The following is a 13,838-nucleotide window of genomic DNA, read 5'->3' as shown; positions in this document are numbered from 1 at the left end:
CGGCGGCACCACCGGCGGCACCACGACGCCCCCCGACTCCTTCTGGGGCACCACGGACGACATCCCGGCCGCGCACAACGTGATGGAGCTGAAGATCCTCAACCGGACCAACGGCGCCTACCCGGACAGCCAGGTCTACTGGAGCTTCAACGGCCAGGTGCACTCCATCGCCGACCAGCCGTACTTCGACATGCCGGCGAACTCCTCGGGCCGGATGTACTTCTACGTCGGCTCGCCGAACAGCCAGTACAACGACTTCATCGAGTTCACCATCGGCGCGACGGTCTTCAACGGCAACACCACCCGCGTGGACGCGTGGGCGCTGCCGCTGGCCATCAGGCTGCACTCGCACAGCGGCGAGGACATCCAGCTCGGTGACAGCCAGGACCTGTTCACCATGTCCCGCGACCAGGTCTTCCAGTCCTTCCAGAACGCGGTGCCGCAGCAGTTCAAGGTGCTCGCGCAGACCCAGGCGCCCTACCGGATCATCGCCCCGGGCAGCGACCCGAGCTTCCGCACCGGCGGCGTCAACGCCAACTACTACACGGCGTACGCCCAGTCGGTCGGCGTCAACGAGCCCACGTCGAACATCTTCGGCTGCGCCGGCACCATGGGCGCGGACGCGGCGAAGTGCGCGGCGCTCAACCGGCACACCGCGACCCTGCCGGCGGCCCAGCAGCAGGACCCGACCAAGTTCTACACCGGCGGCGACCCGGCCAACTGGTACGCCAAGTACTGGCACGACCACGGCATCAACCACCTCGCCTACGGCTTCCCGTACGACGACGTGGCAGGCCAGGCCGCCTACGCCTCCCAGCAGAACCCCCAGTGGATGGAGGTCGCGGTCGGCTTCTAGCCCCCGCGATCACCCTGGCCTTCCCCGGATCCCCCCACAACCCCCCACAACCGCCGGGGGCGGGCCCGGTACACGCCCCACGTGTACCGGCTCCCGCCCCCGGCGGCGTGTGTCCGGGCCGCGCCCCGGCGCGCTCAGCGGCGCAGGCGGTCGCCGACCCAGCGGCTCGGCGCGGCCAGCGCGATCGCCAGCGGGTTGAAGAAGAACGCGTGCGCGTCCAGCGCGCCGCGCGGCCCGCTGCGGTGGGTCACGAAGCCGCCGCCGGGCAGGCGGGTCGCCCGCGCGCGGGCCCGCCGCAGGGCGGCGCTCGCCAGCGGGTCGCCGGCGAGCAGCAGCACCGGGGAGGCCGCGATGACGGCCGCGTATGTGAGCGGGTTGCGTCGTGTATACGGCATGCCCGCCCAACGTCCGCCGCCCGCACCGCGGTTCCCCGGGTGCGGGCGTTCGGAAATTCGGCCCCTCGGGCACGGGAGCGCTCCCATTCCAGCCGCCGAGGAAGGGCCGTGACGGGCCCCTGCGGCGCCGGGAGCGCCCCTTGTACCGTCCGGGCGGGCCGGGGCCGCCACCCGGCCGTACGGGGGGCCTGGGCGACCTGGGCCGCCGTCAGACCGAGTCGCGCTGCACCAGTTCCGTGGCCAGCACCACATGCCGGCGTACGGACTCGCGCTCGGCGATCTCCTCCAGGAGCACCCGGGCCATGGTGCGGCCCATCTCCTCGGTGGGCTGGCGGACGCTGGTGAGGGCCGGGTCCATGTGGCGGGCGATGGCCGAGTCCTCGAAGCCGATCAGCGCGACGTCGTCGGGGACCCGGCGGCCCGTGTCACGGAGCACCGCCCTGGCGCCGGCGGCCATCACGTCGGAGGCGGCGAAGACCGCGTCGATGCCGGGGCGGCGGACCAGCAGCTCGCGCATCGCCCGCCGGCCGCCCTCCTCGGTGAAGTCGCCGCGGGCGACCAGCGCGGCGTCGAAGCCGGAGTCCAGGCCGCCGGCCGCGGCCTCGACGGCCTGCCGGTAGCCGTCGAGCCGGCTGCGCGCCACGTACATGTCCGGGGGCCCGGTGATGGTGGCGACCTGCCGCCGGCCGCGGGCGATCAGGTGGGCGACCGCGGCCCGCGCGCCGCCGACGTTGTCGGCGTCGACGTAGGAGACCGACTCCAGGTCGCTGCGCCGGCCGTTGAGCACCGCCGGCATCTCCAGCTGCTCCAGCAGGTCGGGCAGCGGGTCGTCCTCGTGCACCGAGACCAGCAGCACCCCGTCGACCCGGTGCGCGGCCAGGTACTGCGCGAACCTGGCCCGCTCCTTGGGGGTGCGGATCAGCGTCAGCAGCAGCTGCATGTCGGTGTCGGCCAGCTCCGCGCCGATGCCGCGGATGATGTCGGAGAAGTACGGCTCGGCGAACAGCCGGGTCTCCGGTTCCGGGATGACCAGCGCGATGGCGTCCGTGCGGTTGCCCGCCAGTGCCCGGGCCGCCCGGTTGGGGACGTACCCCAGTTCGGCGATGGCGGCCTCGACGGCGGCCTTCGCGCGGTCGCTGACCCGCGGTGATCCGTTGATCACCCGGGAGACCGTGCCCCGCCCGACTCCGGCGCGCAGCGCCACCTCCTCAAGGGTGGGACGTCCGCTGTGCCGCCCGTTCATGGCCACTGCCGCCTCCAGTACTCATTTCGCGCCACCTTAGCGTCCGGTCCTTCCCCGCAGGAGCGGTTCTTGAGAGCGCTCCCACACTACAAGCCCCAGGCAGGAGCTTCCGTTCAAGAAGTAATCAAGAGTCAGCTCCGGACACGTTCCGGCAACGAAATGGACTTCACATCTTGACACTGACCCCTCCGAGGCGTGAATGTTCCGGAAAGCCTACGTGGGAGCGCTCCCACAGCGCCATCCGTTCGTACGCCCCCGGGGAACCCACCGCACCACCCGCACGCTGACCCACCCTGACAAGGAGAGTGGAATGCGCACTTCCGGCAGAACCCGCAAGGCCGCAGTCATCGCGGTCGCGGGTCTCGCAGCCTGCGCGACCCTGATCACCGGCTGCAGCAGCGACAGTGACAAGAAGGACGACAAGGGCAGCTCCGACAGCTCTTCCTCCTCGTCGTCCGCCGAGAACATCACCCTGCACGTCGGCGACTTCGGCTCGTTCGGCTACGACGACAAGACGGGCGCGGCGCTCTACGCCGAGTACCACAAGCTGCACCCCAACATCACGATCGTTGAGGACGCCGTCGCCGACGGCCAGCAGTACTGGAACTCGCTGAAGCTCCACCTGACGCAGAACAGTGGCCTGGACGACATCCAGGCCATCGAGGTGGGTTACATCGGCCTGGCCATCCAGCCGAACCTCGCGTCGAAGTTCGTGGACTTCAAGACGGTCGACGGCTTCAACGCCGGCGACTGGCTGCCGTACAAGGAGAAGCAGGCCACCACCTCCGACGGCAAGGTCATCGGTGTGGGTACGGACGCGGGCCCGACCGCGATCTGCTACAACAAGGACGCCTTCCAGAAGGCCGGCCTGCCGACCGACCGCGACACCCTCGCGACCAACTGGAACGGCGACTGGCAGAAGTTCATCGACCTGGGCAAGCAGTTCGCGGCCAGCAAGACCGCGCCCAAGGGCATGAAGTTCTCCGACTCCGGCAGCGGCCTGTTCAACGCGGTGCTCGCCAGCCAGCCGACGCAGTACTCGGACGCGAGCGGCAAGCTGATCTACGACACCAGCGCGGGCGTCCAGACGGCGTGGAACATCGCCACCGAAGCCGTGCAGGACGGCCTGACGGCCGGCTACCAGCAGCTGGACCCGGCCAACGCGTGGGCGGCGGCCTTCAAGACCGGCAAGTTCGCCACCGTCACCTGCCCGAGCTGGATGGTCGGCCTGGTGGCGACCAACTCCGGTGACGCCGGCAAGGGCAAGTGGGACGTCGCGGCTCCGCCGCAGGTCGGCAACTGGGGCGGCTCGTTCCTGGCCGTGCCGAAGTCCGGCAAGCACGTCAAGGAGGCGACCGCGCTCGCGCAGTGGCTGACCGCCTCGGCGCAGGAGATCAAGGTCTTCCAGAAGTTCGGGAACATCCCGTCCTCGACCAAGGCCCTTGACGACCCGGCCGTGCAGAACCTGGTCAACCCGTACTTCCCCGACACCCCGATGGGCAAGATCTTCGCGAGTGCCGCCAAGAACATCACCCCGGCCCCGATCGGTCCGTGGGACGGCAACGTCAAGGACATCATCACCAAGAACGGCATCCTCGACATGGAGAAGCGCGGTACGGCCAAGGACAAGGCGTGGTCGAACGCGGTGAAGCAGATCAAGGACACCGTCGTCGAGTAACACCCAGGCGGGGCCGCCCGGCAGTGTCTCCCACCTGCCGGGCGGTCCGTATTCAGGGTCTGCTGCGAGAAGTGAACGCATCCGGCCCAGGCCGCTACAAGTTCTGAACAACCCTCCCCCGCACCCCCCGGTACACCGCCCGCACCCCTACGGGAAGGACGCCACTCGTGGCCACCTCCGTCAGGGCGACGTCCGACGGCAGCCCGCCGTCGTCCCGGCCCGCCCCGAGCACGTCAGACAAGAGCGGCAGCCGTCCTCCCGGCTGGCGCGCCAAGCTCTTCCAGTTCGACACCAAGGCAGCCCCGTACGCCTATGTCGCACCCTTCTTCATCCTCTTCGCCGCCTTCGGCCTCTTCCCGCTGATCTACACCGGCTGGCTCTCGCTGCACCAGGTGGAGCTGGGGACCCACGCGAAGTGGGTCGGCTTCGACAACTACACCGGCCTGTGGGACAACGAGTTCTTCTGGAAGGCGCTGCGCAACACCTTCACGCTCGGCGTGCTCTCCACCGTGCCGCAGCTGCTCATCGCGCTCGGCCTCGCGCACCTGCTCAACTACAAGCTGCGCGGCCGGGGCTTCTTCCGGGTCGCGGTGCTGGCGCCCTACGCCACCTCGGTCGCCGCCGCCACGCTGGTCTTCATCCAGATGTTCAACCCCGACTACGGGATGATCAACCAGCTGTTCGGCCACATCGGACTCGGCCACGTCGACTGGGAATCGTCCAAGTGGCCCGCCCAGATAGCCATCTCGACCATCGTGACCTGGCGCTGGACCGGCTACAACGCGCTGATCTACCTGGCCGCGATGCAGGCCGTGTCCGCCGACCTCTACGAGGCGGCCGCGCTGGACGGCGCCTCCCGCTGGCGCCAGTTCCTCAACATCACCATCCCGTCGATCCGGCCGACGATCCTCTTCACCATCATCGTCTCGACGATCGGCGCGACCCAGCTGTTCGGCGAGCCGCTGATGTTCGGCGGCGGCGTCGGGATCACCGGCGGCACCGACCACCAGTACCAGACGCTCAGCCTCTACATGTACGACAAGGGCTGGAACACCGGCGAACTCGGCCAGGCGTCCGCCGTGGCCTGGGTGATGCTGCTGATCCTGCTGCTCATCGGCGCCGTCAACCTGCTGATCGCGCGCTCCAACCGCCGGAAGCTGGGGGCCTGACCATGGCTCAACTGACCGAGGCCGCACGGACCGCCGGACCGCGCCACTCCACCGCCGCCCCGGCCCGCCGCCGGCGCCTGAAGGCCGGCGGGGCGGGCAAGCAGCAGCACGCCGGACCTGTCGCGTACGTCCTGCTGATCATCGCCGCGGCGATCTCGCTCTTCCCGCTCTACTGGACGGTCGTCGCCGCGTCGCACACCGACACCGACATCACCCAGCCGCCGACCCCGCTGCTGCCCGGCAGCCACCTGGTGGAGAACATCAAGGTGGTGTGGGACGAGGTCGACATGACCACGGCCCTGATCAACTCCACGGTCGTGGCGGGCTGTGTCGCGCTGAGCACGGTGCTGTTCGCGACGCTGGCCGGCTTCGCCTTCGCCAAGCTGCAGTTCCGCGGGCGCAACATCCTGCTGATGATCGTGGTCGCCACCATGACGATCCCGCCGCAGCTCAGCGTGATCCCGCTTTACCAGATCATCACCAACGTGGGCTGGGTCGGCCATCTGCAGTCGGTCATCCTGCCGTCGCTGGTCGCCGCCTTCGGCGTGTTCTTCATGCGGCAGTTCCTCTCCGAGGCGCTGCCCATCGAACTGATCGAGGCCGCCCGGGTGGACGGCGCGCACAGCCTGCGCATCCTGTGGCACGTGGTCTTCCCGATCGCCCGGCCCGCGATGGCCGTGCTGGGAATGCTGGTGTTCGTGCAGGCCTGGAACGACTTCTTCTGGCCGCTGATCGCGCTGAACCAGCAGAACCCGACGGTGCAGGTCGCACTGGCGGGCGTCGGTTCCGGCAACCACACGATCGACCACGCCGCGGTCGTCACGGCCGCGCTGGTCGCGACCCTGCCGCTGCTCCTGGTCTTCGCCTTCCTCGGCAAGCACATCGTCGGCGGTATCACCGCGGGTGCCGTCAAGAGCTGAACTCCCAGTCCGCGGGGCCGCACCCCTGCCGCGCGGGCCGGCGGGAGCCCCCTTCTCCCCCGACTACCCCCTGATTCCCCTGGAGTCCCCCGTTATGACAGCTGTCCGATCAGAGAGCCCGGAGCTTTCTGCCAGCTCGGCCGCGCTCCGCTTTCCCCCCGGCTTCGTCTGGGGGGCGGCCACCGCCGCCTATCAGATCGAGGGCGCCGCAGCCGAGGACGGCCGTACGCCCTCGATCTGGGACACCTTCAGCCACACCCCGGGCCGAGTCCGCAACGGGGACACCGGCGACATCGCCGCCGACCATTACCACCGGTTCCGCGACGACGTCGCGCTGATGGCGGACCTGGGCCTTGGCGCGTACCGCTTCTCGGTGTCCTGGTCCCGGGTCCAGCCGACCGGCCGGGGCCCCGCGGTGCAGCGCGGCCTCGACTTCTACCGGCAGCTCACCGACGAGCTGCTCGACAAGGGCATCACCCCGGTCGTCACGCTCTACCACTGGGACCTCCCGCAGGACCTGGAGGACGTCGGCGGCTGGACCGTACGCGACACCACCGAGCGGTTCGCCGACTACGCCGAGATCATGGCGAACGCGCTCGGCGACCGGGTGCCCTTCTGGACCACGCTGAACGAGCCGTGGTGCTCGGCCTACCTCGGCTACGGCTCGGGCGTGCACGCCCCCGGGCGCACCGAGCCCGAGGCGGCGCTCAAGGCCGTGCACCACCTCAACCTCGCCCATGGCCGGGCGATCGGGGCTCTGCGTTCCGTTCTCCCCGCTACAGCGCAGACCTCGATCACCCTCAATCTGCACCAGATCCGCCCGCTCACCGACTCCGCCGCCGACCTCGACGCGGCCCGCCGCATCGACGCGGTCGGCAACCGGGTCTTCCTCGGCCCGATCCTCGGCAACGGCTACCCCGCCGACCTGCTGGACGACACCGCCCACCTGGTCGACTGGGAGTCGCTGGTCAAGGACGGCGACGTCGCCGAGATCGGCCGCCCCATCGACCTGCTGGGCCTGAACTACTACACCCCGACGCTGGTCTCCGACGGCCGGGTGCACACCGACGGCGCCGCGGGGCAGCGCAACGACGGGCACGGCGCGAGCGACTACTCGCCGTGGCCCGGCTCCGAGCACGTCACCTTCCACCTGCCCCCGGGCGAGACCACGGCGATGCGCTGGGCGGTCGACGCGACCGGCCTGCGCGACCTGATCCAGCGGATCAGCCGCGAGCACCCGGCCCTGCCGATGATGGTGACCGAGAACGGCGCCGCCTACGACGACTACATCTCGCCCGAGGGCCAGGTCAACGACCCCGAGCGGATCGCCTACCTGCACGGCCACCTGGCCGCGGTGCACGAGGCGATGAGCGCGGGCGCCGACGTCCGCGGCTACTTCCTGTGGTCGCTGATGGACAACTTCGAGTGGTCCTACGGCTACAGCAAGCGCTTCGGCGCGGTCTACGTGGACTTCGGCACGCAGCGCCGGATCCCCAAGCGGAGCGCCCACTGGTACGCCTCGGTGGCGCGCGAGAACGTCCTTCAGGACCTGCCGGAGGAGGACGGGAAGTCCTGAGGGTACGGAGAAAAAGGAGCGGTACGGCGGTTCGAGGGTGCCGCCGTACCGCTCCTTGTCGTTCCTCTCCCGTGGGAGTGGGAGAGGAACGGGCTCTTCGTGCCGACCCGGTTCGGGGGCCGGTGGTGACGCGCTGCACGCCAGCGGCCGGCATTCGGGCGAAGCCCTGTTCAGGACGCCCCGGCAGCTTCTTGTGGCGGGCTTGAGCAACGGCAAGGTGCCCGTTAAAGGTGGCCGCGCGCGGCGGCCCCGCCGCGCCGCCTGTGGCCGGGCGCGGCAGCGGCGGGTGTGCCGCCGAGCGCGAGCCGGACCCGTATCTCCGCGCCGCCCAGCACGCTGCGGCCGATCCGCATGTCTCCGCCGGTGGACTCGGCGACCCTGCGCACGATGTCCAGGCCCAGCCCCGTCGACCCCTGCCCGCCGTCACCGTGCCCGCGCCGCACCGCGGCCGCCGGGTCCGCGACCCCCGGCCCGGCGTCCGAGACCAGCACGATCACCGCGTCGTCCGCGCGGTGCACGTCCACGGCGAAGGCGGTGCCCTCGGGGGTGTGCCGGAAGACATTGCCGAGCATCGCGTCGAGCGCGGCGGCCAGTTCGCCCCGCGCCACCGGGACCCGCACCGGCCGGTCGGCGCCCGCGGTGCGCACCTCGCGGGCCTCGTCCTCCGCCAGCGCCGACCAGAAGGCCATCCGCTCCGTGATCACCTCGGCCGCGTCGCACCCGGCCGTCGACGCGGGGACGCGCTGCTCCCGCGCGGCCGTGATGATCTGGTCGACCTCCCGCTCCAGCTGGGTGACCGCGGCCCTGGTCTGGTCGGCGGCCGGACCCTCGCCCAGCGAGGCGGTGTTGAGCCGCAGCACGGTCAGCGGCGTACGCAGCCGGTGCGACAGGTCGGCGGCCAACTCCCGCTCCGCGGCCAGCAGATGCACCACCTGGTCGGCCATCGCGTTGAAGGCGGCCGCGGCCGACCGCAGTTCGTCGGGACCGGCCTCGGGCACCCGCACCGCCAGGTCCCCCTCCCCCAACCGCTGTGCGGCCCCCGCCAGTCGCACCGCGGGCCGCACCATCCGGCTGCCCAGCCGGTCGGCGACCGCGACCGAGCCGACGATCAACGCGAGGCCCACCCCGGCGAGCACCAGCCACGCGGTGGCCACCCCCCGGGTGACATCGCCGTCGGGCACGAAGACCTCGACGACCGCGATCGTCCCCGACCCCACCGCGGTCGGCCGCAGCAGCGCGTAGCCGCCCGCGACCCGCAGGGTCGCCGCCTCGCCGTGCGCCGACGCGTCGTCCAGCGCGGCCAGGGACGCGTGCGGCCGCCCGATCCGCACCTCCGCGGTGTCCCGCGTCGGAGGGATGCGCAGCGCGATCCGCTGCAGCGCGCCCGCCTGCGTCGTCGCCACCGCCCGCTCCAACTGCCCCCGGTCGGTGGTGATCGCCAGCGCGGGGGCTATCGCCGCGGCCTGCCGCTCGGCATTCGTCAGCGCCCGGTCCCTGGCCAGCTCCCTGACCACCAGGCCCAGCGGCACCGCGAAGGCGATCACCACCATGGCCGTGACCGCCAGCGAGACCCGGACCAGGGACCACCTCATAGCGGGGGTTCCAGCTTGACCCCCACCCCGCGCAGCGTGTGCAGATACCGCGGCCGCGCGGCGGTCTCCCCCAACTTCCGCCGCAGCCACGACAGATGCACGTCGATCGTCTGGTCGTCGCCGTACGACTGCTGCCACACCTCGGCGAGCAGCTCCCGCCGGGCCACGACCACACCCGGTCTGGCGGCCAGGAAGCTCAGCAGGTCGAACTCCCGCCGCGTCAGGTCCAGCGTCACCCCGTCCAGTACGGCCAGCCTGCGCCGCACGTCGACGGTCAGTCCGCCGACCATGATCACCGGGTCGGCCGCGGGCGCCGCCGACCGGCTGCGCGCCCGCCGCAGCACGGCCGCCAGCCGGGCCGACAGGTGCTCCACGGAAAATGGTTTCACCAGGTAGTCGTCGGCGCCCGCATTGAGCAGCCGGACGATCTCCGCCTCGTCGTCCCGCGCGGTCGCCACGATCACCGGCACGTCGCTGAGCCCGCGCAGCATCTTCAACGCCTCCGACCCGTCCAGGTCGGGCAGCCCGAGGTCCAGTATCACCACGTCGAACCCGACCTGCGCGACCTCCCGCAGCGCCTCCAGCGCCGTACCCGCGCTCCGTACGGTGTGGGACGCGTCCGTCAGGTGCCGGATCAGGGCCGAGCGCACGAACTGGTCGTCCTCGACCACGAGCACACTTGCCATGCGCGGCAACCTAGCGTGTTACGCCGCCGCGTGGTGCGGCACTATGGCCGATGTGCACCGGGGGCTGCTCCACACCTGCGTCTGGGCGCTGACCACCACCGCGGCGGCGACGCTGTCCTGGTTCGGCGTCCACAGCGTGCTGCGCGGCACCGCCTACGACCCGCCGCGCGCCCTCCCGGTGACGGCGCCCCCGGTGGCCTCCTCGACCCGGCGCCCCCGGACGGCGGCCCCGACGACCACCACTCCCGCCCGGCGCACGCCGCCGACCCGTCCGCCACCCCGCTCCGCCCCGCCGCCCCCCACCCCGTCCGCCTCCGGCCGTGTGCACGGCTACACCATGCGGGGCGGGCGGGTGGTCCTCGCGCTCGGCCCGAGCACGGCCACGCTCGTCTCGGCGACGCCGAACCCGGGTTGGCAGATGCAGGTCTGGCCGCAGGACGGGTGGCTGCGGGTCACCTTCACCTCCGGCGCCTCGGCGTCGACGCTCTTCTGCACGTGGAACGGGCACCCGCCGGCGGTGCAGTCGTACGAGGAGTAGCCCCGGGCGGCTCCCGGCTCAGCCGAAGGCGCCGGGGGGCGGCGGAGGCGAGGGGAGGGCGGTGGCGTCGGTCACCACTGCCGCTCCGGCGGTGAAATCGGTCAGCGCGGCGCCGTGCTCGACGCGGCCGGGGTGGGGGTCGGTCGCGACACGGCGGGTGAGGTCGGCGACGGGGAGGTCGTGGTCGGCGGCCCACAGGACGGCGTTGCCGAAGCGCCTGCCGCGCAGGACGGCGGGGTCGGCGGCGAGGCAGACCTCGGTGAAGGCGGCGCGGACCGTGGCGACCTGGCCGCGCAGGAAGGCGAGGGCGCCGCCGTCCGTGAGGTTGGCGGCGTAGTCCCCGCCGGGCCGCAGGACCCTGCGGACGTCCGAGAGGAATTCCGCGCTCGTCAGATGGGCGGGGGTGCGGGCGCCCGTGAAGACGTCGGCGATCACCAGGTCGGCCCAGCTGTCCGGCAGCTTCGCCAGGCCGGCCCGCGCGTCACCGCCGCGTACCTTGATCCGCCACCCGCGGTCCCACGGCAGATGCGTCCTGACCAGGTCCACCAGCGCCGAGTCCAGCTCGATGACCTGCTGGGTGGAGCGCGGCCGCGTATGGGCGGTGTAGCGCGCCAGGGTCAGCGCGCCGCCGCCGAGGTGGAGCACCCGCAGCGGCATTCCGGGGGGCGCGACCAGGTCGATGACATGGCCCAGCCTGCGCTGGTAGGAGAAGCCGAGGTGGTCGGGCACCGCCAGGTCGACATGGGACTGCGGGGCGCCCTCGACGACCAGCGCCCAGGCCTGCGGGCGTTCCCGGTCCGGTACGAGGGCCGCCGAGCCGCCCCCGACCTGCGCGGTGACCGCGCCGGGTGTGCGGGCCCGGCCGCCGCGCTCTCTCTTGCCTGCCATGCGCCGATTATCGGTGCAGGACGGCTAGAGCGCGCGCAGGCCCTGGCAGCCGTCCACCAGCTCGATGGTCCTCGCGGCCTCGCCGAGCGCCGCCCGCAGCACCGCGGGATCGGTCACCGCCGTGTCGGTGTGCGGCGGCAGCAGCCACCCGCTGCCGGCGACCGGCGGCGCCCCGCCGATGACCAGGCCGCGGCCGTCGGTGCGCGTACACGAGCTGCCCGGCATGTCCCAGCAGTCCGCGGTGCCCGGCGGCACCAGGAAGCCGAGGCTGGCGCCGGCGTCGTCGTGCAGCACCGGGCCCACACCGCTGCCGTGCCGCAGCAGGTCCACCGCTTCGAGACCCTGCCGGGTCGGCACGGTCACCAGGTCGCACGGAGGCGGCAGTTCGCTGCCCTCCGCGCTCGGACCCGACGTATGCGTACCGCTGGTGTCCAACAAGGCAAACGCTCCTCACGATGGGATCGGCGCACGCTGTTCCTGTGCAACACCCCGTACAACGCGGGACGGCGTCAACGGCTACGTGCGTTTCATGCCGTAAAGGGTGGCGTTTCATGGCAGATCGTGCACGAGATATCCGTTTTGTCGCTAAATCAGGCATTTGATCCCTCCTGGCGGCCGGTACGTTCGTCCCGCCGCCGAGCGGCACCGAACGCCGTGGGAGTCCGCCGTGCCGCCGTCCCCTGCCCCACCCGCCCCACCCGTGAACACCGCGATCCGGCGGCTCCGCGGCGACCGGTCCCCCGCCGAATTCGCCGCGGCCGTCCGGCGGGCCGCCCGCGAGATCGGCGAGCAGGTCAGCTGCGACGCCCGCTACATCGGACGGCTCGAAAGCGGCGAGATCCGCTGCCCCAACTACGCCTACGAGCGGGTCTTCCGCCACATGTTCCCCGGGCTCACCCCCGCGGACCTCGGCTTCGCACCCCGGGAGGCGGTACGCGGCCGCCGCACCGCCGCACCGCCCGATCCCCCGCACGAGGAGAGCGACGTGCAGCGCCGCGCCTTCATGACCGGCGGCCCGGCCGCCTTCGCCGCCGCGCTCCTGCCCCGCGCCGACCCGCCCACCCGCGCCGGCGCGGCCGAGGTGGCCGCCGTCCACGAAGCCGTACGGCAGATCAGGCTGCACGACGACCGCCACGGCGGCGACGGGCTCTACACCGCCGCCGCCGGCGCCCTGCGCGGCGCCTACCACCTCCTCGACGAAACCACCCACAGCCCCGCCACCGCCACGAAGCTCGCCTCCGGGGCCGGAGAGCTCGCCATCTCCGTGGGATGGCTCGCCCACGACTCCGGGCAGCTGCCCGAAGCCCGCTCCCACTACGCCGAGGCCCTCGCCACCGCCCGGATGGCCGCCGATCCCGCACTCGAAGTGCACGCCTTCTGCAACACGTCCTTCCTCGCCCGGGACGCCGGGCGCCACCGGGAGGCCGTACGCGCCGCCCAGGCCGCGCAACTCCTCGCCCGCGACCTCGGCTCGCCCCGGCTCCTCTCCCTCCTCGCCCTCCGCGAAGCCGGCGGGCTCGGCGGACTCGGCGAACTCCGCCGCTGCGAGCTGGCGCTCGCCCGAGCCCATTCGCTCTACGACCGCGGGCCGCGCGACGGCGACCCCGCGTGGATGAGCTTCTTCGGCGAGGCCGAGCTGGCTTCGCTCGAAGCGCAGGCCTGGGCGGCGCTGGGGCGGCCTGCGCGGGCCGCCGGGGCCGCCAGGCGCGCGGTGCGCCTCCAGGACCCGCACTTCGTCCGCAACCTCGCCCTCTACCAAGCCGAGCTGGCCCTCAGCCTCCGCCGCGCCGGATCCCCCGCGGAAGCCTCTTCCGTCGCCTCCGCCGCCCGCCGCCTCCTCCCGAGCGTCCGCTCGACCCGGGTCCGCACGATGCTCACCACCACCTGACGGGGCCCGCGCCCCGCGCCCACGCGGGGGTACGCCGGCATCGACGGCTGGCCCCGTCCGTGCGTGGTCCCCGCGCCTGCGGCGCGGGCCGTTTCCCACCCTCCCCCATGGCCCCGCATGGGGGTACCCCCATCTCGCTTCGCTCGCCCGTGCGGGTAGTAGTTCAGCGAACGGTCCACCAGTGGGGGCTTGCTCGCCATCGGCGACCGCACGCCCGTGCGCGACGGGGTGCGGGTGGGTGAGCAGGGCAGGGTGCGGCGGCACAAGGAGTCCGGCTGGGGGTGAGGCGTGGTTGGCGGCGCCCCCGACCGGCCTCACCCCCCGCCCTCCACGGATGTGCAGACGCCGGCGGTGGGGAGGGGACGATCCGGGGGTGTCCCCGCAGGACTGCGCACGACTCCCGCTGGAA

The 13,838-nt window shown here is 72.3% G+C and carries 13 protein-coding genes; 7 read left to right on the top strand and 6 right to left on the bottom strand.

What is annotated here, in order from left to right:
* Positions 1-214: 214 nt before the first annotated feature.
* Positions 215-856, top strand: a complete 642-nt coding sequence (locus tag OG900_27075; protein ID WUH95943.1) for a beta-1,3-glucanase family protein — start codon at positions 215-217, stop codon at positions 854-856.
* A 134-nt stretch (positions 857-990) separates the two neighbouring features.
* Here OG900_27075 and OG900_27070 read toward each other — a convergent pair whose 3' ends face one another.
* Positions 991-1,251 carry a hypothetical protein gene (locus tag OG900_27070; protein WUH93413.1) on the bottom strand — a complete coding sequence of 87 codons (261 nt, stop codon included), beginning with the start codon at positions 1,249-1,251 and terminating at the stop codon, positions 991-993.
* Positions 1,252-1,459: 208 nt separating this feature from the next.
* Entirely contained in the window at positions 1,460-2,494 is a 1,035-nt protein-coding gene (locus OG900_27065) for a LacI family transcriptional regulator (protein ID WUH95942.1), read from the bottom strand.
* Positions 2,495-2,804: 310 nt separating this feature from the next.
* Between OG900_27065 and OG900_27060 the strand changes: the two genes are divergently transcribed.
* From OG900_27060 to OG900_27045, 4 genes are all read left to right on the top strand, one after another.
* Positions 2,805-4,172 carry an ABC transporter substrate-binding protein gene (locus tag OG900_27060; protein WUH93412.1) on the top strand — a complete coding sequence of 456 codons (1,368 nt, stop codon included), beginning with the start codon at positions 2,805-2,807 and terminating at the stop codon, positions 4,170-4,172.
* 167 nt (positions 4,173-4,339) lie between these two features.
* Positions 4,340-5,341 (top strand): sugar ABC transporter permease, encoded by a 1,002-nt coding sequence (locus OG900_27055; GenBank protein WUH93411.1) that lies wholly within the window; start codon positions 4,340-4,342, stop codon positions 5,339-5,341.
* Between the two features lie 2 nt (positions 5,342-5,343).
* Positions 5,344-6,261, top strand: coding sequence for a carbohydrate ABC transporter permease (locus OG900_27050; protein WUH93410.1), 918 nt, complete (start codon positions 5,344-5,346; stop codon positions 6,259-6,261).
* Positions 6,262-6,355: 94 nt separating this feature from the next.
* Positions 6,356-7,837, top strand: coding sequence for a GH1 family beta-glucosidase (locus OG900_27045; GenBank protein WUH93409.1), 1,482 nt, complete (start codon positions 6,356-6,358; stop codon positions 7,835-7,837).
* Positions 7,838-8,061: 224 nt separating this feature from the next.
* On the opposite strand, the gene OG900_27040 is transcribed toward OG900_27045, so the two are convergent.
* Together OG900_27040 and OG900_27035 are read right to left on the bottom strand one after the other, a co-directional pair.
* Positions 8,062-9,429 (bottom strand): HAMP domain-containing histidine kinase, encoded by a 1,368-nt coding sequence (locus OG900_27040; GenBank protein ID WUH93408.1) that lies wholly within the window; start codon positions 9,427-9,429, stop codon positions 8,062-8,064.
* On the bottom strand, positions 9,426-10,115 hold the full coding sequence (locus OG900_27035; protein ID WUH93407.1) for a response regulator transcription factor: 690 nt from the start codon (positions 10,113-10,115) through the stop codon (positions 9,426-9,428). The genes OG900_27040 and OG900_27035 overlap by 4 nt, the downstream gene beginning before the upstream one ends.
* Positions 10,116-10,167: 52 nt before the next feature.
* On the opposite strand from OG900_27035, the gene OG900_27030 reads away from it, so the two are divergent.
* The gene (locus tag OG900_27030) at positions 10,168-10,653 is read left to right on the top strand and encodes a hypothetical protein (GenBank protein WUH95941.1); all 486 of its coding nucleotides are present in this window, start codon (positions 10,168-10,170) and stop codon (positions 10,651-10,653) included.
* An 18-nt stretch (positions 10,654-10,671) separates the two neighbouring features.
* On the opposite strand, the gene OG900_27025 is transcribed toward OG900_27030, so the two are convergent.
* Positions 10,672-11,541 carry a fused MFS/spermidine synthase gene (locus OG900_27025; protein ID WUH93406.1) on the bottom strand — a complete coding sequence of 290 codons (870 nt, stop codon included), beginning with the start codon at positions 11,539-11,541 and terminating at the stop codon, positions 10,672-10,674.
* 24 nt (positions 11,542-11,565) lie between these two features.
* Positions 11,566-11,976 (bottom strand): hypothetical protein, encoded by a 411-nt coding sequence (locus tag OG900_27020; GenBank protein ID WUH95940.1) that lies wholly within the window; start codon positions 11,974-11,976, stop codon positions 11,566-11,568.
* Between the two features lie 265 nt (positions 11,977-12,241).
* Between OG900_27020 and OG900_27015 the strand changes: the two genes are divergently transcribed.
* Complete coding sequence (locus OG900_27015; protein WUH93405.1) at positions 12,242-13,429, top strand: tetratricopeptide repeat protein; 1,188 nt, start codon at positions 12,242-12,244, stop codon at positions 13,427-13,429.
* The last annotated feature ends 409 nt before the right edge of the window (positions 13,430-13,838 follow it).

It is taken from the genome of Streptomyces sp. NBC_00433 (genome assembly GCA_036015235.1).
Lineage (GTDB): Bacteria > Actinomycetota > Actinomycetes > Streptomycetales > Streptomycetaceae > Actinacidiphila.
The sequence above is the reverse complement of the archived record's forward strand: the minus strand, read 5'-3'. Positions and strand labels throughout refer to the sequence as shown.

Excerpts from the sequence above, each read along its gene's own strand:
- OG900_27070 (WUH93413.1), bottom strand. The coding sequence starts at position 1,251 with ATGCCGTATACACGACGCAACCCGCTCACATACGCGGCCGTCATCGCG.
- OG900_27040 (WUH93408.1), bottom strand. The coding sequence starts at position 9,429 with ATGAGGTGGTCCCTGGTCCGGGTCTCGCTGGCGGTCACGGCCATGGTG.
- OG900_27045 (WUH93409.1), top strand. The coding sequence starts at position 6,356 with ATGACAGCTGTCCGATCAGAGAGCCCGGAGCTTTCTGCCAGCTCGGCC.
- OG900_27025 (WUH93406.1), bottom strand. The coding sequence starts at position 11,541 with ATGGCAGGCAAGAGAGAGCGCGGCGGCCGGGCCCGCACACCCGGCGCG.
- OG900_27065 (WUH95942.1), bottom strand. The coding sequence starts at position 2,494 with ATGAACGGGCGGCACAGCGGACGTCCCACCCTTGAGGAGGTGGCGCTG.
- OG900_27050 (WUH93410.1), top strand. The coding sequence starts at position 5,344 with ATGGCTCAACTGACCGAGGCCGCACGGACCGCCGGACCGCGCCACTCC.
- OG900_27035 (WUH93407.1), bottom strand. The coding sequence starts at position 10,115 with ATGGCAAGTGTGCTCGTGGTCGAGGACGACCAGTTCGTGCGCTCGGCC.
- OG900_27060 (WUH93412.1), top strand. The coding sequence starts at position 2,805 with ATGCGCACTTCCGGCAGAACCCGCAAGGCCGCAGTCATCGCGGTCGCG.
- OG900_27075 (WUH95943.1), top strand. The coding sequence starts at position 215 with ATGTACTTCTACGTCGGCTCGCCGAACAGCCAGTACAACGACTTCATC.